The organism is Priestia aryabhattai B8W22 (genome assembly GCF_000956595.1).
Taxonomy (GTDB): domain Bacteria; phylum Bacillota; class Bacilli; order Bacillales; family Bacillaceae_H; genus Priestia; species Priestia aryabhattai.
Genome location: NZ_JYOO01000016.1, coordinates 65,561 through 83,610, shown reverse-complemented (window position 1 = coordinate 83,610; position 18,050 = coordinate 65,561). Strand labels below are relative to the sequence as shown.

21 protein-coding genes and 1 pseudogene are annotated in these 18,050 nt (G+C 39.2%); 19 read left to right on the top strand and 3 right to left on the bottom strand.

The features are described from left to right. Window positions 1-133 precede the first annotated feature (133 nt). The 8 genes and pseudogenes from N178_RS14115 to lysA all read left to right on the top strand — a co-directional run bounded on the left by N178_RS14115 (window position 134) and on the right by lysA (window position 6,536). Window positions 134-754, top strand: coding sequence for a stage V sporulation protein AA (locus N178_RS14115; protein ID WP_045292952.1), 621 nt, complete (start codon window positions 134-136; stop codon window positions 752-754). Beyond that, window positions 744-1,166 carry a stage V sporulation protein AB gene (locus N178_RS14110; protein ID WP_028410704.1) on the top strand — a complete coding sequence of 141 codons (423 nt, stop codon included), beginning with the start codon at window positions 744-746 and terminating at the stop codon, window positions 1,164-1,166. Before N178_RS14115 ends, N178_RS14110 begins: the two co-directional genes overlap by 11 nt. 18 nt (window positions 1,167-1,184) lie before the next feature. Next, window positions 1,185-1,647: pseudogene (spoVAC, locus tag N178_RS14105) on the top strand (stage V sporulation protein AC). 13 nt (window positions 1,648-1,660) lie between these two features. After that, window positions 1,661-2,677, top strand: a complete 1,017-nt coding sequence (spoVAD, locus tag N178_RS14100) for a stage V sporulation protein AD (protein ID WP_043976324.1) — start codon at window positions 1,661-1,663, stop codon at window positions 2,675-2,677. Between the two features lie 3 nt (window positions 2,678-2,680). Next, complete coding sequence (spoVAE, locus tag N178_RS14095; RefSeq protein ID WP_013059069.1) at window positions 2,681-3,031, top strand: stage V sporulation protein AE; 351 nt, start codon at window positions 2,681-2,683, stop codon at window positions 3,029-3,031. Between the two features lie 6 nt (window positions 3,032-3,037). Next, window positions 3,038-3,604 (top strand): stage V sporulation protein SpoVABEA, encoded by a 567-nt coding sequence (gene spoVAEA / locus N178_RS14090; protein ID WP_045292949.1) that lies wholly within the window; start codon window positions 3,038-3,040, stop codon window positions 3,602-3,604. After that, window positions 3,597-5,078 (top strand): spore germination protein, encoded by a 1,482-nt coding sequence (locus tag N178_RS14085; protein WP_045292948.1) that lies wholly within the window; start codon window positions 3,597-3,599, stop codon window positions 5,076-5,078. The genes spoVAEA and N178_RS14085 overlap by 8 nt, the downstream gene beginning before the upstream one ends. A gap of 138 nt (window positions 5,079-5,216) precedes the next feature. Continuing rightward, on the top strand, window positions 5,217-6,536 hold the full coding sequence (gene lysA, locus N178_RS14080) for a diaminopimelate decarboxylase (protein WP_045292947.1): 1,320 nt from the start codon (window positions 5,217-5,219) through the stop codon (window positions 6,534-6,536). A gap of 47 nt (window positions 6,537-6,583) precedes the next feature. Here the strand turns inward: lysA and N178_RS14075 are convergent, their stop codons facing one another. Continuing rightward, complete coding sequence (locus N178_RS14075) at window positions 6,584-7,459, bottom strand: DUF1002 domain-containing protein (RefSeq protein ID WP_013059065.1); 876 nt, start codon at window positions 7,457-7,459, stop codon at window positions 6,584-6,586. Window positions 7,460-7,848: 389 nt separating this feature from the next. Between N178_RS14075 and N178_RS14070 the strand changes: the two genes are divergently transcribed. Then, on the top strand, window positions 7,849-8,283 hold the full coding sequence (locus tag N178_RS14070) for a peptidylprolyl isomerase (protein WP_013059064.1): 435 nt from the start codon (window positions 7,849-7,851) through the stop codon (window positions 8,281-8,283). A gap of 244 nt (window positions 8,284-8,527) precedes the next feature. Continuing rightward, entirely contained in the window at window positions 8,528-8,881 is a 354-nt protein-coding gene (locus tag N178_RS14065) for a GNAT family N-acetyltransferase (RefSeq protein ID WP_013059063.1), read from the top strand. A 74-nt stretch (window positions 8,882-8,955) separates the two neighbouring features. On the opposite strand, the gene N178_RS14060 is transcribed toward N178_RS14065, so the two are convergent. Together N178_RS14060 and N178_RS26000 are read right to left on the bottom strand one after the other, a co-directional pair. After that, the gene (locus N178_RS14060) at window positions 8,956-9,477 is read right to left on the bottom strand and encodes a DUF309 domain-containing protein (RefSeq protein WP_014458309.1); all 522 of its coding nucleotides are present in this window, start codon (window positions 9,475-9,477) and stop codon (window positions 8,956-8,958) included. A gap of 132 nt (window positions 9,478-9,609) precedes the next feature. Beyond that, window positions 9,610-9,708: a YjcZ family sporulation protein gene (locus tag N178_RS26000; RefSeq protein WP_170836726.1), complete on the bottom strand. Its 99-nt coding sequence runs from the start codon at window positions 9,706-9,708 to the stop codon at window positions 9,610-9,612. A gap of 198 nt (window positions 9,709-9,906) precedes the next feature. On the opposite strand from N178_RS26000, the gene N178_RS14055 reads away from it, so the two are divergent. The 9 genes from N178_RS14055 (at window position 9,907) to ccsB (ending at window position 17,977) form a co-directional block, all read left to right on the top strand. After that, window positions 9,907-10,662 (top strand): segregation/condensation protein A, encoded by a 756-nt coding sequence (locus tag N178_RS14055; protein ID WP_013059060.1) that lies wholly within the window; start codon window positions 9,907-9,909, stop codon window positions 10,660-10,662. Next, the gene (scpB, locus tag N178_RS14050) at window positions 10,659-11,231 is read left to right on the top strand and encodes an SMC-Scp complex subunit ScpB (RefSeq protein WP_013059059.1); all 573 of its coding nucleotides are present in this window, start codon (window positions 10,659-10,661) and stop codon (window positions 11,229-11,231) included. Before N178_RS14055 ends, scpB begins: the two co-directional genes overlap by 4 nt. A 118-nt stretch (window positions 11,232-11,349) precedes the next feature. Next, the gene (locus tag N178_RS14045) at window positions 11,350-12,498 is read left to right on the top strand and encodes a D-alanyl-D-alanine carboxypeptidase family protein (RefSeq protein ID WP_045292946.1); all 1,149 of its coding nucleotides are present in this window, start codon (window positions 11,350-11,352) and stop codon (window positions 12,496-12,498) included. Continuing rightward, window positions 12,491-13,090 carry a nucleoside recognition domain-containing protein gene (locus N178_RS14040; RefSeq protein ID WP_013059057.1) on the top strand — a complete coding sequence of 200 codons (600 nt, stop codon included), beginning with the start codon at window positions 12,491-12,493 and terminating at the stop codon, window positions 13,088-13,090. The genes N178_RS14045 and N178_RS14040 overlap by 8 nt, the downstream gene beginning before the upstream one ends. Continuing rightward, the gene (locus N178_RS14035) at window positions 13,087-13,620 is read left to right on the top strand and encodes a spore maturation protein (protein ID WP_013084923.1); all 534 of its coding nucleotides are present in this window, start codon (window positions 13,087-13,089) and stop codon (window positions 13,618-13,620) included. The genes N178_RS14040 and N178_RS14035 overlap by 4 nt, the downstream gene beginning before the upstream one ends. An 86-nt stretch (window positions 13,621-13,706) precedes the next feature. After that, a complete protein-coding gene (locus N178_RS14030) occupies window positions 13,707-14,432 on the top strand; it encodes a pseudouridine synthase (protein ID WP_028411537.1) in 726 nt (241 codons plus the stop codon). Between the two features lie 198 nt (window positions 14,433-14,630). Further along, window positions 14,631-15,152, top strand: a complete 522-nt coding sequence (gene resA, locus N178_RS14025) for a thiol-disulfide oxidoreductase ResA (RefSeq protein ID WP_028411536.1) — start codon at window positions 14,631-14,633, stop codon at window positions 15,150-15,152. A 12-nt stretch (window positions 15,153-15,164) separates the two neighbouring features. Further along, window positions 15,165-16,787 carry a cytochrome c biogenesis protein ResB gene (gene resB / locus N178_RS14020; RefSeq protein ID WP_028411535.1) on the top strand — a complete coding sequence of 541 codons (1,623 nt, stop codon included), beginning with the start codon at window positions 15,165-15,167 and terminating at the stop codon, window positions 16,785-16,787. 11 nt (window positions 16,788-16,798) lie between these two features. Then, window positions 16,799-17,977, top strand: coding sequence for a c-type cytochrome biogenesis protein CcsB (gene ccsB / locus N178_RS14015; protein WP_045292944.1), 1,179 nt, complete (start codon window positions 16,799-16,801; stop codon window positions 17,975-17,977). The last annotated feature ends 73 nt before the right edge of the window (window positions 17,978-18,050 follow it).

The window sequence follows — 18,050 nt, the reverse complement described above, 5'->3', positions numbered from 1 at the left end:
CAAAGAAGAATAGTGAAACGGATTGCTTTTTTCATTTGGTAATTAATGGTCTGTTCAGAAACGTGAATTAGAAAATTTAAGAAAATCCATACTACACGTACAGGGAGATAATGAATCGTAAGGTGTGATATGAATGGAAAACGTTCTTTATCTTAAAATGAGGCATCGTATTCAAGTAAAACCTGATGAGGCTGTAAATATTGGACAATTAGCAATGGTTATAGCAGGAGATTCTGTTCAAAAGCAAATTGAAAAGCTAATTGTATATCAAGTAAGTATGAGCGATCGAAATATTATCATTGTTGATTTAATGAAGGTAATTGAAAAAGTTGCCTCTCAGTATCCGCACTTAGACATTCAGACGATTGGACCCGCTCAAACAATTGTAGAGGTCGTGTATAAAAAGAAACAATATTCCTTTTTGTTTTTTCTAGCTGTTTGGTTTCTTCTCTTCATCGGAGCTGCTTTAGCAATTATGAACTTTCACGAAGATGTGAGTATGAGACAAGTACATCAAAAATTGTTCTATATGCTGACCGGTCTGAGAGATAAGCAGCCTTTGCTGATTCAAGTGCCTTACTCTATCGGTTTGGGGCTGGGAATGATTCTGTTTTTTAACCACGTCTTTAGAAAACGAATTAATGAAGAGCCTAGTCCTCTCGAAGTCGAAATGTTTAATTACCAGCAAGACTTAGATCAATACGTCATTATGCACGAGAATAAAGAAAGTATGAAAAAAATTGATGATCATTAACATTGTGATGACCATTGTAATTGGACTTGCGGGAGGACTGGCTGCAGGTGCTGGGTTTGTAGCATTTTTAACGGTGCTGGGCATTATTCCGCGTTTGATGCAGCTGACCAAAACCATGAAATACATTCAAGCATATGAGTGGGGAGTTGTAGGTGGTGCTGTTACAGGCGGTTGGTGCAGTCTTCATCAATATACGTGGCAATTTCCTGCGGTATTTATTATGATCATAGGTCTAACGAGCGGTATTTTTATTGGGATGCTGGCAGCAGCGTTAACAGAAGTGCTTAATGTATTGCCGACGTTAACGAAACGGATAGGAATGGAAGGCAAGCTTATTTTATTGTTAATGGCCATTGTACTAGGCAAAGTATGCGGATCATTATTTCATTGGATTTATTTTGTTAATCAATAAGAAAAGGATGTATGTAAAGTGGCAAATAATCAAAAATTAAAAGATAACTATCAAGAAAGCATTAAACCATTTCAGCCTAAACCTTCATATGTGGCAAATTGCCTAAAAGCCTTTTTGGTAGGGGGAATCATTTGTACATTAGGACAGGCAATTCAAAATTTCTATATTGCATTTTTTGACTTTAATGAAAAAAATAGCAGGTAATCCTACCGTTGCAACCCTTATTTTAATATCTGCGCTCTTAACCGGGTTTGGGATATACGATCGTATTGGTCAATTCGCAGGTGCAGGTTCAGCCGTTCCTGTTACGGGTTTTGCCAATTCCATGACGAGTGCAGCGCTTGAACATCGAAGTGAAGGAATTGTTCTCGGAGTTGCGACGAACATGTTTAAACTGGCCGGAAACGTCATTGTATTTGGAACGGTTTCCGCTTACGTTGTAGGAATCATTCGCTACCTTTTTAAAACTTATTTGCTATGAAAAGAGGGGGATTATGAGAAAAACTGGAAAGCAAACGTGGGTTTATGAAAATCCTATTTATATTAATGCTACAGGAACAGCAGTAGGTCCAAAAGAAGCAGATGGACCGTTGGGAGAAACATTTGATATTACACATAAAGATTTGCACTGTGAAGAAGACAACTGGGAGTTAGCTGAAAGAAGACTGATGACGGAATCCATTGATTCCTGCTTGCAAAAAATAAATTTATCCTATGAAGACGTTGATTTGTTTTTGGCTGGAGATTTATTAAATCAAAACGTAACGGCTAATTTTGTAGCTCGGCATAATCAAATTCCTTTTCTATGCATGTTTGGGGCTTGCTCCACATCAATGGAAACGCTGGCAACAGGAGCAGCTCTTGTGGATGCGGGATTTGCTAATCGTGTTATTGCATCAGCGAGCAGTCATAACGCAACGGCTGAGCGCCAATTTCGAAATCCTACCGAGTACGGAGGACAAAAACCAGATACGGCAACGGCAACCATTACGGGAGCAGGGGCAGCGCTGGTCTCGAAAGAAAAAGGTATTGTGCGTCTGACGTCTGCAACGATTGGTCGGGTAATGGATTATGGGATTAAAAATGCAAACGATATGGGTTCTGCTATGGCACCAGCTGCTGCAGATACCATTCAAAGACATTTGGAAGACTTAAACATCGCTCCAAGCGAGTATGATCTTATTTTAACAGGAGATTTATCTGGTGTAGGCAGTCCAATCTTAAAACAGCTGCTCAAGGACGAAGGCTACGATATATCAACCAATCATAATGATTGCGGATTAATGGTATATCGCCCCGACCAAAATGTATTTGCAGGAGGAAGCGGCTGCGGCTGCTCGGCTATTGTCACATATGGGCATATTTTAAATGAATTAAAATCAGGAAACTTAAAGAAAGTGTTTATGGTGGCAACAGGAGCTCTTTTAAGTCCAACGATGATTCAGCAAAAAGAGTCAATTCCAACAATTGCTCATGGCGTCGTCTTAGAACATATTGGGGAGGGGGGATGATCAATGGAGTATGTAATAGCTTTTGCTGTAGGAGGAATCATTTGCGTTATTGGGCAGCTGCTGCTTGATCTTGCTAAGCTTACTCCAGCGCATGTTATGAGTTCGTTTGTAGTTGCAGGAGCGATTTTAGATGGATTTGGTCTTTATGATAAGTTAATTGAATTTGCTGGCGCCGGAGCGACGGTTCCAATTACAAGCTTTGGTCATTCTTTGTTGCACGGAGCGATGAAGCAAGCGGATGACCACGGATTTATTGGGATTGGGATTGGGATTTTTGAACTTACTTCGGCTGGAATTTCAGCAGCTATTTTATTTGCTTTTATTATTGCGTTAATCTTTAAACCGAAAGGATAAAAGATTATGAAAAAAAGAAGGGTCATTATTGTAACCGATGGGGATGAATATGCGCGCAAAGCCATTGAGCATGTAGCCCAATCGGTTGGTGGCAGATGCATTTCGAGGTCATATGGAAACCCTACTACGTTAACAGGTAGTCAAACAGTAGATTTAATTCTTCAAGCACCATATGACCCCGTCTTTGTGATGTTTGACGATAGCGGTTTCTTAGAGGAAGGACCTGGGGAAATTGCTTTGCTCCATGTAGCAAAGCATCCTCAAGTAGAAGTTCTTGGAGTGATTGCTGTTGCATCACGTACTCATCAAAGCGAATGGACAAGAGTGGATGTGACCATTGATCGTTTTGGGGAAATATCGCATTACGGCGTGGATAAAAGCGGAATTCAAGAGTTAGAAGTCGGACGAATTAATGGAGATACAGTTTACTGCTTGGATCAGCTCGATATTCCCTTAGTTGTAGGAATAGGGGATATCGGCAAAATGGCTAGGATGGATGATGTTAAACTGGGATGTCCTATTACAGAAAAAGCAGCAAGACTTATTTTAGAAAGGAGCGGTTCGTTTGGATAAGCTAGCAGAGCAGAAAACAGCTATTTTTTCGAAAGTACAAAAAAACGATCAGTGGTTCAAAGAAAACGCTAGTATGAACACAAGTTTTGATGTGGGCGTGCGTAAACTACTTATTTTGGATCGAGAAGTTCACGTTTACTATGTAACAGGACTGTGCGATAGTTCATTTATTATTGAAATTACCAAAGTCCTCGTTCAAATTAATGATAATGAAGTTGAACGGGCAAAGCTAAAGGATATTGTTGAAAACCGTCTTATTCATCAGCAAGTCAAGCCTTTAAAGACGCTGGATGATGGAATGGTGTCGGTTTTATCAGGACTGCTATTCGTTTTAATTGACGGTGAAGAAGTTGGCTTTGAAGTCGATGTGCGTACATATCCTGGCAGATCCCCTGAAGAAGCGGATACAGAGAAAGTGATTCGCGGAGCAAGAGATGGGTACACTGAAAACATCATTATCAATACAGCGTTAACAAGAAGACGAATTCGTGACGGAAGATTTCGTTTTGAAATTATGAAGGTAGGCGAACGATCAAAACTGGACGTAGCGATTGGGTACATAAATGGCGTAGCTGATCCAGGGCTGGTCAAACTGATAAAAGATGAACTAGAAGCAATTGATATAGATGGTTTACCGATGGCTGACAAATCAATTGAAGAGTTTTTAGTCAAACAAGGAATTAATCCTTTTCCAATGGTACGCTATACCGAACGTCCGGACACAGCAGCAGCTCATGTACTAGAAGGGCATGTGATCATTATTACCGATACGTCTCCAAGCGTTATTATTACGCCAACTACGCTGTTTCATCACGTGCAGCATGCAGAAGAATACAGGCAGGCTCCTTCTGTCGGTACGTTTATCCGCTGGATACGGTTTTTAGGAATTCTTGCTTCTCTTTTCTTATTGCCGCTATGGCTGTTATTTGTACTTGAGCCAGACTTGCTGCCGTCAAAATTGCAGTTTATTGGACCAAACGAAGCAACAAATATTCCAACTGTTGTTCAAATTTTCCTAGCTGATTTTGGGATTGAATTTCTGAGGATGGCGGCCATTCATACGCCGACGCCGCTCGCCACGGCGATGGGCTTGATTGCCGCTGCGCTTATTGGGCAAATTGCTATTGATGTAGGTCTCTTTGTTCCGGAGGTTATTTTGTATGTGGCTATTGCAGCAATTGGTTCATTCGCAACGCCAAGCTATGAGTTAGCAGTAGCAAATAAAATGCTGCGATTATTTTTGTTAATTTTTGTGGCGGCCTTTCATACTCCAGGGTTTCTTATTGCAACAACGTGTATCATTCTCTATATGGCGCGATTAAAATCGTTGAATACGCCCTATTTGTGGCCGTTTCTTCCATTCAATCCGCAGGCTTTATGGCAGATTCTCATTCGTACACCGGTTCCTGGAGCAAATCCGCGTCCTAGTATTGTACATCCGCAGGACAAAGACCGCCAGCCTGCAAAACCTTAAACAAAATATGTGGTTGAAACCTGTATGAAGATGTGATAGATTTGTTTTAAATATGGAAAATAATAAATATTTAGACAGTTAGCAGCGAATTGCCGTTAACTGTCTTTTTTACACTATACACAGGAACGGGGTCTAAACATGTTTTTACACGGAACAAGTCGCATAAATAAACAGAGTCATCTTGAAATTGGTGGAGTTGATACAGTTGAATTAGCATCAAATTTTGGGACACCTCTTTACGTATATGACGTAGCTTTAATTCGGCAGCGTGCTAGAGGATTTAAAGAAACCTTTGAAAAGCATGGGGTAAAGGCACAGGTTGCTTATGCAAGCAAAGCGTTTTCGACAATTGCTATGGTCCAAGTCGTTCACGAAGAAGGTCTTTCGTTAGACGTTGTGTCCGGAGGGGAATTGTATACGGCTTTAGCAGCTGACTTTCCGAAAGAACGGATTCATTTTCATGGAAACAATAAAAGCCGAGCAGAACTGGAAATGGCCGTCAAAGAAGATGTAGGATGCATTGTAGTTGATAATTTTTATGAAATTGCATTGCTTCAGGAAATAACGGAACAGTATCAAAAAAAGATGCCTGTTCTTCTCAGATTAACACCTGGAATTGAAGCTCATACGCATGATTATATCTTGACAGGGCAGGAAGACTCGAAGTTTGGGTTTGACCTTCAAAACGGTCAGGCAGACGAAGCGGTTCGTCTCGTGCAGAAAAGCAAAGGGCTAGAACTTTTAGGTATTCACTGTCATATAGGATCGCAAATTTTTGAAACAACCGGATTTATTATGGCCACTCAAAAGCTTTTTGCAAAAATGAAAGAGTGGAAACAACGTATAGAATTTGTTCCGCAAGTATTAAATTTAGGCGGGGGCTTTGGCATTCGTTATACGGAAGAAGATCAGCCTATTCCTGTTTCGCAGTATGTGGAAGTTATTATAGAAGAGGTCAAAAAGCAGTCCAAACAGTTAGAGGTAGAAATTCCTGAAATTTGGATTGAACCCGGCCGCTCTCTTGTAGGAGATGCTGGAACGACCCTGTATTCAATCGGTTCTCGTAAACATGTACCTAATGTACGTGAATATGTAGCGATTGATGGAGGAATGAACGACAATATCCGTCCGGCGCTGTATCAAGCGAAATATGAAGCAGTCATTGCCAATCGAATGAATGATGAGAGTGATGAGCTCGTATCCATCGCAGGTAAGTGCTGCGAATCGGGGGATATGCTAATGTGGGATGTACATCTTCCAAAAGCAAACCCAGATGATTTATTAGCGATGTTTTGTACAGGCGCATACGGTTATTCCATGGCAAGTCACTATAACCGTTTGCCAAAGCCAGCTGTCGTGTTCGTAGAAGACGGAGAAGCACAGCTAGTCGTAAAACGCGAAACATATGAAGACATTGTAAAAAATGACGTGAAATACAAAGTGACAGTAAAAAAGTAACGAGTGATTAACGTAAAAAAGAGCCTCTTGTTCAAGAGGCTCTTTTTTTATGAGAATAACGATTTAATAGCATTAATAATATCAACAAAGAATTGCTTTAGTTTATCAAGAAATGATTGGCCTTCTTCTGACTGAAGAAATGTTGTTACTTTTTCCTTTGTCGCAGAAAGCTGGTCTTTTACTTGATTCCAATCGATATTCATATCTTTTAAACGATTGAAAAAGTCAACAAGTGTATTAAGCTCTGAATCCGTTAATTTAATACCTAAATCATCAGCCACTCGTTGAATTAACGTGCGTAAATCGTCCTTTGTTTGAGGATTTTCTTTGGCAATTTCTTCTTTGATTGTTGCCATAAACTGCGCTGCTTTTTCTTTACCGATTTTTTCACCAAGCTCAGATGTCTGGACCATCTCTTCATTGGCTGCTTTTTTTACTTCTTCTGGGATTTTTTGATCTGTTTGAACTTCATATGCTTTCATAATACCTGTTAAAGCAGCTGTACCAGATACTTCAAATGGAGCGGTAATCTGGATTTTTGCATCTTTAACGCCGGCGGTCATCAAAGCATTAATATACATGTCGTCTGTAATACCATTAATATTTTGAGTTGATACGCTTAAACCAGAATCTTTTGAACCAAGGGTAATACTAGAAGATGAAATAGCACGAGAACCAATAGTAGCTTTTGGAATAAAGTCACCTAAATATTCATGCTCTTCTTGGTTTGTCACGGTTACTGTTTGAGCATTGCTTGGTGCATCAAGGTCATTTAATACCTGTTGTTTCTGAGAGCTGGTTAAGTCCTGACCTAATGTAATAATCACATCGCCAGGAGCAGCATCTGCAAAACTTTTTAAGGGTGCGGTTAGGAATAGAAGAAGACCTAATGTCACCATCATTGCTTTTATCGTTAATTTCAAACCTTTTTCCTCCTTTAATCCCATACTTGCCCTATTATAATACGGGCAGGTCTGAAGTAACAGAGTCAATTCATCATTTTCCCATAAATCAGTCTAGAGGCGTAGATTTCTATATAAAATGAAATCTATGTATCTCCATCACTGTATTAGACGGATGATACTATAAAAAGTTTCATCTCACAACTACTATTTTTTATTTAGAGCCCTACGAGAAGAAAGTGAAAAAGTGCATTCATTGAATTCATGAGCTTGTTTGTAGTAGAATAGAGTGAGTTTATAAATGTAAGTGTTCTGCCTCTAGGTGGCATTTACAACTTTTACGTTTTGCCGCTTTGACGGGGAAGATAGAGCCTGTAGCGGTACTAATACATATATTGGAGGTCATTTATATGAAAAAAGCAAGTATTTTAATGGAAAATGGCGAAAAAATTCTAATCGACTTATTTCCGAACGAAGCACCAGGAACAGTAGAAAACTTTGAAAAGTTAGCTAATGAAGGATTCTACAACGGCGTAACGTTCCACCGCGTTATCCCTGGATTTGTTTCTCAAGGAGGAGACCCAACTGGTACAGGTGCTGGCGGCCCTGGCTATTCAATTAAATGTGAAACAGAAGGAAACCCTCACAAACACGAAGCGGGTTCTCTATCAATGGCACATGCTGGTAAAGACACAGGCGGCAGCCAGTTCTTTCTTGTTCACGAGCCACAGCCTCATTTGAACGGTGTTCACACTGTATTTGGAAAAGTAACAGAAGGACTTGATACAGTGTTAAAAATGAAAAATGGCGACGTAATGAAAGAAGTAAAAGTCTGGGAAGAATAAGAGCATACTTCCATAAATGGATATCAGCTAATAAAACGTCATAACAACCTTTTGCAGGGGGTTACGGCGTTTTTTCTTCGCGCAACAGCTCAAAAAGCGTAATAGATTAGGTTTCTCATACACGCATGACATATGACAAGCTTTTGTGTAATATTGCTATTTACTTATAAATTTTGTATGATAAAAGCAGTAAAAAACGCAGCGCATTAATTTGTAGGAAAGTTTGAGGACGAGGGAGAATCGTATGCTTATTCGCTATAAACGAAACTATGAAAAAATTGCCATGGGTCTTCTATCGTTTGTACCTACGGAAAAAGATTTGAAAAAACTTCAACAAACGATGAAAGAATATGAGCAAAACGAACATTGGCAGCTGTATCTTTGGAAGCAAGAAGAAGATATTATTGGAATTGTTGGCATTTCCATGCTCGATAAAAGTTTGATTGAGGTTCAACACGTCAGTGTAAACCCTTCACACCGCCAACAGGGCATTGGCAAAAAAATGATTAAAGCTCTTAAAGAAATGTATACGACTGCACAAATTAAGCCGAGTGAAATCATCGCTCCCTTTTATGAAAAGTGTCAGGCGGATGAATAAAGAAAAGCATGATGACTAAGATGCGAAAGCTTCTTTCACATCTTAGTCATCATAAAACAACAGGTAGCTTCTAGCTACCTGTTGTTTTGTTTTGCCAATAAGTTCGCTTGTCTTTCCGCAATCACATCTGAACGATCTCGCGTACTGTGACGATGAACAATCGCATCATTTTGCAGATTAGAAGCTGATAACCAGACAAGCTGTTTATCAGTGCTTCTTTGTTTGCAAGCTCGTAATAATGCTGGATCTTCAATGGGCAAGTTAATACTTTTATATGGCTGATAGGTATCGATTAAAGCTAATTGTTTGCGAAGAAGTTTAAGCAGTGAAGGATAATTAAGTCCAAGCTGTGCAATATTTTCTTCTTCCTTCGTTAAAATTGCCAGCGCCTTTTGCATCGTTCTTTTGGCTCCGGCGAAATTTTGGCGTCGATGATGATAGAGTGAAACAGCAATTTGAATAAGGCCAACCCAAATAATATTGCGATGTCCTCTTTCGTCTTTTTTCCAGTGTTCTTCTAGCAGTTCATGACATTCAAAGTAATCCCGGTCGCCATGAAAATGAACTAAATAATCAATATAGGCTTGTGAATACAATCTTGTTCCCTCCTGGTAAGACTCTATATGTAGTGTATCACAAAAGTTAGCTATTCATCAGCGCTGTGCCTTTAAAGAGACAAACGTGCTCAAGGTATGGCGAACACGTTTGTTTTTATTCAATATGTGTGGTTAGAAGCGTAAGCAAGAACAACCAACAATAATTAATAAAATAAACAGTACAACAATTAAAGCGAAACCGCTACCGTATCCACAAGATTTTTCACCCATGCGAGTTCCTCCTTTAGTCATTTCAAAATGTTATTACCTTGACATCATATGTATGTTTAAACTTTTTGTATGGGCAAATGACCTATTTTTACGTTAATTTATATTGGACATGTGTCTATAATCCTCTATACTAATGATAGTAACGTTATATAAAGTAGCAGAAATGATAAGCAATTGAAAAGTGTTGGTGAGATAAAAGTGGAGTATAGTGTAAAAGTAGATGCGTTTGAAGGACCTTTAGATCTTCTTCTGCATTTGATTAACCGATTTGAAATTGATATTTACGATATCCCAGTAGCGACAATTACTGAGCAATATATGATGTTTATACATACAATGAATGAGCTTCAGCTAGACGTTGCCAGTGAATATCTAGTCATGGCAGCAACTTTGCTTCAAATTAAAAGTAAAATGCTTCTGCCTACGTATGAAGAAGATATGGATGAAATTGAAATGGTCGATGAAGAAGATCCGCGTGAAGAATTGATGCAGCGCTTAATTGAATATCGAAAGTTTAAAGAGGCGGCAGTAGAGCTTCAAAAGCTGGAAGAAGACCAAAGTCATGTGTATACAAAACCTCCAAGTAATGTGCAAATAAATGCAGAAGAACGTACGCAGCCTCAGGACGAAGGATTGGATATATCACTGTATGATATGCTAAGTGCTTTTCAAAAGCTGATGAAACGAAAGCAAAACAAAAAGCCTATGCAGACGAAAATAGCAAGGCAAGACATTCCAATTGACAAGCGCATGAGTGAAATTGTGAATGAATTAAAAGCCTTTAAAGGGAAAAAAAGTTTTTATCAGCTGTTTCCTTATCAAGAGCGTGATCATATTGTTGTAACGTTTTTAGCTGTGCTGGAATTAATGAAAGAAAATGAAATCGTTGTGGAACAGCAGCACAATCTAGACGAGCTTTATGTATCGTATCGAGAAAGGAATGAAGAGGAATGACAACGAATAATCTACAGGCTATTATTGAGAGCTTACTTTTTGTTTCTGGTGATGAAGGTCTATCTATTAGCCGGTTAGCTGAGATTATAGAAAAGCCTCATGAAGACATTCAAGGTGCTTTGGAGAGCTTAGAGCAAGAGTGTAAGTTCAGAGGAGTTACACTTGTTGAAATAGGAGGGGCCTATCAGCTTGTTACAAAAAAAGAGTATGCACCATATATTGAGAAGCTCGTAGAAGCTCCCGCTAATCAATCCTTGTCACAAGCAGCGCTTGAAACGTTAGCTATTGTAGCATATAAGCAGCCTATTACAAGAGCTGAAATCGAAGAGATCCGCGGAGTGAAAACGGAAAGGCCTCTTCAAACTTTAATTGGAAAGGTTCTGTTAAAAGAAGTGGGACGAGCGGAAGGCGCAGGGCGTGCCATCCTATACGGAACGACAAAAGAATTTTTAGGCTATTTTGGACTTAAAAGTATCGAAGAGCTGCCGCCTCTTCCAGAAGATTTATTACAAGAAGGAACCGATCAAGAGGCAGATTTGTTTTTTCAATCGTTTCAAGAAATGAAGTAAAACCGTAAAAGAACATAGAGTTTTTTCTATGTTCTTTTTTGTATGGACAAATCTTTTCATTCATAACCAAAAAAGACGAGCATAAACTTGTACAAACAGGTAGAGGGACGGGGATGACATGAAAAGAAGCAAAAGAAGTATCATCTATCTATTTATTGTATTGCTATGTCTCAGCGGTTGGCCTTCCGTATCATCTGCAGCAGGGAGTGTAAGTGCTCATAGTGCTATTTTGATGGAACAGAAGTCAGGAAGAGTGTTATATGCTAAAAATGCAGATCAAGTTAGCCGGATTGCTAGCATCACAAAAATTATGACAGCAATACTGGCGATTGAATCTGGCAAGATAAATAAAACAGTTACCGTTAGCCACAGGGCAGTTGGCGTTGAAGGTTCTTCTGTGTATTTAGTTGAAGGTGAAAAAATAAAATTAAAAGATTTAGTGTATGGCCTGATGCTTCGTTCAGGTAATGATGCTGCTGTAGCTATCGCAGAAGCCGTCGGAGGAAGCGAAGATGGATTTGTTTATTTAATGAATAAAAAAGCAGAAGAAATTGGCATGACGAATACAGTATTTCAAAATCCGCATGGATTAGACGATCATGAAAATCATCGCTCAACAGCGCACGATATGGCCTTGCTCATGCGCTATGCAATGAATAATAAAATTTTCAAAGAGATTTCAGGAACAAAAGTCTATCGAATGAAGCACCCTGAAGAGAAATGGGATCGAGTGTGGAAAAACAAAAATAAACTGCTGACAACACTATATGCATACTGTACTGGCGGAAAAACAGGATATACAAAATTAGCAAAACGAACGCTTGTGACAACTGCTACAAAAGATGGAATGGATTTAATCGCCGTAACGATTAATGCGCCGGATGATTGGAACGATCACATTTCCATGTATGAAAATGCATTTGATAAATATGATATGACCAGTTTAGCTGCAAAAGGTGAATTGGCAGATATAAAGGATTCTTTTTATAAAGATCAGCTGTATATTAAACGAAATGTCGTTTATCCTCTTACAAAGAAAGAACAGAGCTCTGTAGAAGTGAAAACAACGTTAATTCAGCCTAAAAAGCAGTGGAAAGAAACAGGGAAGGTTCCAAATGTGGTAGGAAAGCTCGATATTTATAGAAGTGGAGAAACGATTGACAGTGTTCCTATTTATTTCGAAAAGCAGGCCGAGCAGCAAGAAGGTTTCTTTGATCGAGTGAAGCGATTAATGTTTATTCAGTCTGGAGCCAAAACAGATGGTTAATATTATTTGGATGTTGCTGACCATTATCGGAATTGTTTTTGCAATTATAAATGGGAAAATTGGTGATGTAAACAAAGCAATTTTTCAAGGAGCAGGCGAAGCGGTGACCATCAGCATTGGGTTAATCAGCGTGCTGGTCTTTTGGTTAGGTATGATGAATATTGCTCAAAGTGCAGGGCTTCTCGACAAGTTAGCGAAACTATTTCGACCCATTATTACTAGACTTTTCCCTGATGTTCCAAAAGATCATCCGGCCTTAGGATACATATTGTCCAATATGATGGCGAATATGTTTGGGCTGGGGAATGCGGCAACTCCTCTTGGTATTAAAGCGATGGAGCAGCTTAAAAAACTGAACGGCGACAGAGACGAAGCAAGCCGTTCTATGATCACACTTTTAGCACTTAACACAACCAGTTTAACGCTTATACCGACCACAGTTATTGCCATTCGAATTACGTATAACTCGGCTAATCCTACTGAAATTGTGGGTACTACGCTTTTAGCAACTGTTGTAGCTACAATAGGAGCTATCATCATCGATCGCTTCTTTTATTATCGACGTACGCGAAAAGGAGGAAAACGAAAATGACGATGCTTAATCAAGTATCATTGATGTTTATTCCTCTTATCGTAGGATGTATTTTACTTTATGGAACCTACAAAAAAATTCCTACGTATGAAAAGTTTGTAGAGGGAGGGAAAGACGGATTACAAATTGCTTTTTCCATCATTCCTTACTTAGTCGGCATGTTAGTGAGCATCTCTATTTTTCGAGCTTCAGGAGCCCTTGATTTTTTCTTATCTGTTTTAAAACCTATGCTGCAAGCAGTCGGCGTTCCGGCTGAAATTGTACCTTTAGCTCTTATTAAACCGATATCTGGAACGGCTGCCCTTGGTATCACAACGGATCTAATTTCTACATATGGACCTGATTCTTTTATCGGTCGTTTGGCATCGACCATGCAGGGAAGTACAGATACCACGTTTTATATTTTAACGGTTTATTTCGGAGCAGTAGGTATTAAAAAAATGGGAGATGCGCTGAAGGTTGGTTTACTGGCGGATTTGGTAGGGATTATTGCATCAGTTGTGATCGTAATCCTTGTATTTGGCCGGTAAGAAATCGAAAATTCTACCTCTGTGTGGCAAATAGACTTGTGTATTACTTCGTAAACAAGTAAGATGTTACAAGAGGTGAAGTGTTAATGGAACGATTACAAAAAGTGATTGCTCACGCAGGTGTAGCATCAAGACGTAAAGCTGAAGAATTAATCGGCCAAGGCCGAGTGAAAGTAAATGGAAAAGTTGTAAAAGAATTGGGCACGAAAGTAGGTCCTAACGATAAAATTGAAGTAGACGAAGTGCCGGTAGAAAGCGAAGCGCCCGTTTATTTTATGCTATACAAACCAAGAGGCGTGATTTCAGCTGCTAACGACGACAAAGGAAGAAAAACAGTCGTTGACTTCTTTCCGCATGTAGAAGAAAGAATTTACCCGATTGGACGTCTGGACTATGATACGTCGGGTCTACTTCTTTTAACAAATGATGGTGAATTTGCTAATCAGCTAATGCACCCGAAATTTGAAGTGGATAAAGTGTATGTGGCTAAAATTAAAGGAATCCCAAGTCGTGAAAGCATCAGACAGCTGCAGCGCGGAGTGATGCTTGAAGACGGAAAAACAGCACCAGCTCGTGCAAAAGTTCTTTCCATTGATAAAAGCAAGCAGACGGCGATCGTAGAACTGACGATTCACGAAGGGAAAAACCGTCAAGTACGTCGCATGTTCGATGCAATCGGACATTCTGTATTAAAGTTAAAACGTGAGCGCTACGGACCTTTAGACTTACGCGGATTAAATGCAGGAGAAGCACGCGAGCTTACGGCTCATGAAGTCAAACAATTATATTCAATGTCTCAAACAGGTAAGTAATTTTCACTTACCTGTTTTTTTTATGAAAAATGTCGTGAATTAGAAAATCAAGCAAGGTTTTTTGAAAAAATGTCGAACTTGTAGAATGAGAGGAAGACTTCACAGAAACGTCGAAATATTATCGGAAAGCCACTACCAAAAAAATGATATAATGGTAGAAAAAAAGCGTATTGAAAGCGGTTAAAAGGAGTTCGTGCTATGAAAAAAAAGCGCTTGATTATTCGAACAGTTATATTAGCAGTTTTACTGTGCGCGGTTGGATATACCCTTTATGCTCAATTTTTTGCTGATAAACAAAAGGTATCGGTAGGAGATGAGGCACCTGACTTTATATTAAGAGATATTAATGGAGAAACTCATCAGCTATCAGATTACAAAGGCAAAGGAGTTTTTTTGAATTTTTGGGGAACATGGTGCAAGCCCTGTAAACAAGAGATGCCGGCGATGGAAAAGCAGTATGCAGCATATAAAAAGCAAGGCGTTGAAATTTTAGCTGTTAACGTTGCAGAAACGAATATAGCGGTAGAGCAGTTTGCTAAACAGTATGGGCTATCTTTTCCAATTTTGATGGATAAAGATTCACAAGTGTTGGGTGCGTACGGGATAGATCCTCTTCCGACTACGTTTTTAATTGATAAAAACGGAAAGATTGTAGACAGCTTTATTGGCGGATTAGAAGAATCTAAAATAAAAGAATATATGGAAGAAATTAAACCATAGGGAGTGTTGACAATGAAACACGTAAAATGTGAATGTGGACACGTTAACCCGCATGGTACGATTTTGTGTGAAGCCTGTGGTAAACCAATTGCAGAAGAAACAACTGAAAAATTAGTAGATATGCGTTATGAAGGAAGCGCAAGGCGATCGCAAACGTACAATAAAACAGTTATCGATAAAATATGGAATTTTTTCTCTTCTGTAAAGGTAGGCATTTGGATCATTATTGTGACGCTTGTTGCGTCTGCAGTCGGAACCATTTATCCTCAAGAAGCTTACATACCTCCTAATGTGACAGCAGGTGAGTATTATCAAAAGGAATATGGATGGACAGGAGAGCTTTATTATAAGTTAGGTTTTCATCATCTCTATGAATCGTGGTGGTACTTGCTTTTAATTGCTGCTTTAGGAATGTCGTTAGTCATTTGCAGTTTAGATCGAGTAGTGCCTTTGTACCGAGCTCTAAAAAAGCAGAGTGTAACAAAACATCCAAACTTCTTAAAGAGACAGCGTTTATACAGCACTTCATCATCGTGGACGGATCAAGATTATGAACATGTAAAAAGCATGCTGAAAAAAAGAAGATACTCTATTCGCGAAGAAAAGGGCAATCTGCTGGCTGAAAAAGGACGCTTCTCAAGATGGGGTCCATACGTTAATCATATCGGTCTCATTATCTTTTTACTAGGTGCTATGCTTAGATTTGTACCAGGTATGTATATAGATGAAGTTCTTTGGATCCGTGAAGGTGAAACAAAAGTTATTCCTGGGACGAACGGAGAGTATTTTTTGAAAAACCATCGTTTTACTGTGGAAACGTATGATAAAGATAGCGAAAGCGCCGTGTTTCAAGAAGCAATTGATCGTGCAGGGAATAATAAAGTAGCCAAAAAATATGAAGCGGATGTTAGTCTGTATAAGCGCGAAGGAAAGCTTATACCGGGAGCAGATCCAAAGCTAAAGAAAATAAAAGATTCAGAGATTCGTGTGAATCAGCCGCTTAAGTTTGAAGGATATGCCATGTACCAAGTGGACTTCAAGTTAAATGAGTTTAGCTCTATGTCTTTCCATTTAACAGATAAAAATGCAAATAAAAACGTTGGTTCACTTACAGTAGATTTACATAATCCAAAAGCAACATATGATTTAAAAAACGGATATAAAGTCAAGCTCATGAGCTACTTTCCAGACTTTTTCTTTGATGATGAAGGAAACCCAAATACAAAAACAAGAGTGCCTAACAACCCGGCTTTTGTATTTAAAATGATTACGCCTCAGCATAAAAAAGGCGAAGTTGCTTTTGTTGGAATTAGAGAGAACTTGGAACCACTAGGAAATAACGATTATAAAATGACCTTTGCTGGTGTGGAAACGAAAAATGTAACGGGATTAACCGTTCGCAGAGACTATACGCTTTGGTTTTTAGGGATTGGCGGAGCCATCTTTATGATTGGTGTGATTCAAGGGATGTATTGGAATCATCGCCGCATGTGGATTCAAAAAGTCAATAATGAGATATGGTTGGCCGCACATACAAATAAAAACTGGTATGGTCTTAAAAAAGAATTAAATGGTTTATTAGAATCCACATCCCTCACACAGCTGAAGGACCAAAATGATAAAGAAACAAAATAGGAGGAAAAAGCATGGATTACGCGAGTATAAGTAGTAATTTACTGTATGTGGCGTTTATTGCTTATTTAGTTGCAACCTTTTTTTTCGGAGGAGCTATTCGAGATAAGCGAGCAGCTCAAAAGAAAACAAAGTGGGCAACGTTTGGAATTGCGGTTACCATCATCGGTTTTATTGCACAGATTGGCTATTTCATTACAAGATGGATTGCATCAGGCCACGCTCCTGTTAGTAATTTATTTGAATTTACGACGTTTTTTGGCATGATGCTTGTTGGCGCATTTATTGTTATTTACTTTATTTATCGTCTTAGCATGCTTGGACTTTTTGCCTTGCCGGTGGCTCTTTTAATCATTGCTTATGCAAGCATGTTTCCAACTGAAATTACGCCGCTGATACCAGCTCTCCAGACGAATTGGCTGCATATTCACGTTACAACCGCAGCTACGGGTGAAGCCGTGCTTTCCATTAGCTTTGTTGCAGGATTGATTTATTTAATCAAAACAATTGATCAATCCAAGCGAAATAAAAAAGCATTTTGGCTGGAATTCATCCTGTATACGCTTATTAGTACGCTTGGGTTTGTAGCGGTGACGCTGGCTTTTAATGCGGCTCACTACGAGTCATCATTTAATTGGGTTAATAAAAGTGGCGAACAAGAGCAAGTCGTATATCATATGGTTCCGCTAGTGGGGCCTCATCAAAGTGAGTGGACAGACGGGAACGACATAAAGCCGCTTGTTGATATGCCGGCTATTATCAATGCTAAAAAATTAAATACAGTTATTTGGTCGTTAGCCGGTGGGTTTGTCTTATATTGGCTGATTCGTCTTATTTTACGGAAGCGAATTGGAGCCGCACTGCAGCCGCTTTTGAAGCAGGTAAACAGCGACTTGCTTGATGAAGTAAGCTACAGAGCAGTGGCGATTGGATTTCCTATTTTTACACTAGGAGCACTTATTTTCGCTATGATTTGGGCTCAGATGGCCTGGACGCGCTTTTGGGGATGGGACCCCAAAGAGGTGTGGGCGCTGATCACCTTTTTATTTTATGCCGCTTTTCTTCATCTTCGGCTGTCTAAAGGATGGCACGGTGAAAAATCAGCTTGGCTGGCAGTTGGCGGATTTGCCATCATCATGTTCAACTTAGTGGCCGTGAACCTAGTTATTGCAGGTTTACATTCATATGCGTAACCTTTAAAAATAGAATAGAGGCTGAAATAAAGATATTTTAGTTGAAGAAGATCCGAACGATGAGTTGAGATTC

What these genes read in the sequence shown, in the direction of transcription:
- N178_RS14115 (WP_045292952.1), top strand. Translation starts at nt 134, where the DNA reads ATGGAAAACGTTCTTTATCTTAAAATGAGGCATCGTATTCAAGTAAAA.
- N178_RS14110 (WP_028410704.1), top strand. Translation starts at nt 744, where the DNA reads ATGATCATTAACATTGTGATGACCATTGTAATTGGACTTGCGGGAGGA.
- spoVAD (WP_043976324.1), top strand. Translation starts at nt 1,661, where the DNA reads ATGAGAAAAACTGGAAAGCAAACGTGGGTTTATGAAAATCCTATTTAT.
- spoVAE (WP_013059069.1), top strand. Translation starts at nt 2,681, where the DNA reads ATGGAGTATGTAATAGCTTTTGCTGTAGGAGGAATCATTTGCGTTATT.
- spoVAEA (WP_045292949.1), top strand. Translation starts at nt 3,038, where the DNA reads ATGAAAAAAAGAAGGGTCATTATTGTAACCGATGGGGATGAATATGCG.
- lysA (WP_045292947.1), top strand. Translation starts at nt 5,217, where the DNA reads ATGTTTTTACACGGAACAAGTCGCATAAATAAACAGAGTCATCTTGAA.
- N178_RS14070 (WP_013059064.1), top strand. Translation starts at nt 7,849, where the DNA reads ATGAAAAAAGCAAGTATTTTAATGGAAAATGGCGAAAAAATTCTAATC.
- N178_RS14065 (WP_013059063.1), top strand. Translation starts at nt 8,528, where the DNA reads ATGCTTATTCGCTATAAACGAAACTATGAAAAAATTGCCATGGGTCTT.
- N178_RS26000 (WP_170836726.1), bottom strand. Translation starts at nt 9,708, where the DNA reads ATGGGTGAAAAATCTTGTGGATACGGTAGCGGTTTCGCTTTAATTGTT.
- scpB (WP_013059059.1), top strand. Translation starts at nt 10,659, where the DNA reads ATGACAACGAATAATCTACAGGCTATTATTGAGAGCTTACTTTTTGTT.
- N178_RS14045 (WP_045292946.1), top strand. Translation starts at nt 11,350, where the DNA reads ATGAAAAGAAGCAAAAGAAGTATCATCTATCTATTTATTGTATTGCTA.
- N178_RS14040 (WP_013059057.1), top strand. Translation starts at nt 12,491, where the DNA reads ATGGTTAATATTATTTGGATGTTGCTGACCATTATCGGAATTGTTTTT.
- N178_RS14035 (WP_013084923.1), top strand. Translation starts at nt 13,087, where the DNA reads ATGACGATGCTTAATCAAGTATCATTGATGTTTATTCCTCTTATCGTA.
- N178_RS14030 (WP_028411537.1), top strand. Translation starts at nt 13,707, where the DNA reads ATGGAACGATTACAAAAAGTGATTGCTCACGCAGGTGTAGCATCAAGA.
- resA (WP_028411536.1), top strand. Translation starts at nt 14,631, where the DNA reads ATGAAAAAAAAGCGCTTGATTATTCGAACAGTTATATTAGCAGTTTTA.
- resB (WP_028411535.1), top strand. Translation starts at nt 15,165, where the DNA reads ATGAAACACGTAAAATGTGAATGTGGACACGTTAACCCGCATGGTACG.
- ccsB (WP_045292944.1), top strand. Translation starts at nt 16,799, where the DNA reads ATGGATTACGCGAGTATAAGTAGTAATTTACTGTATGTGGCGTTTATT.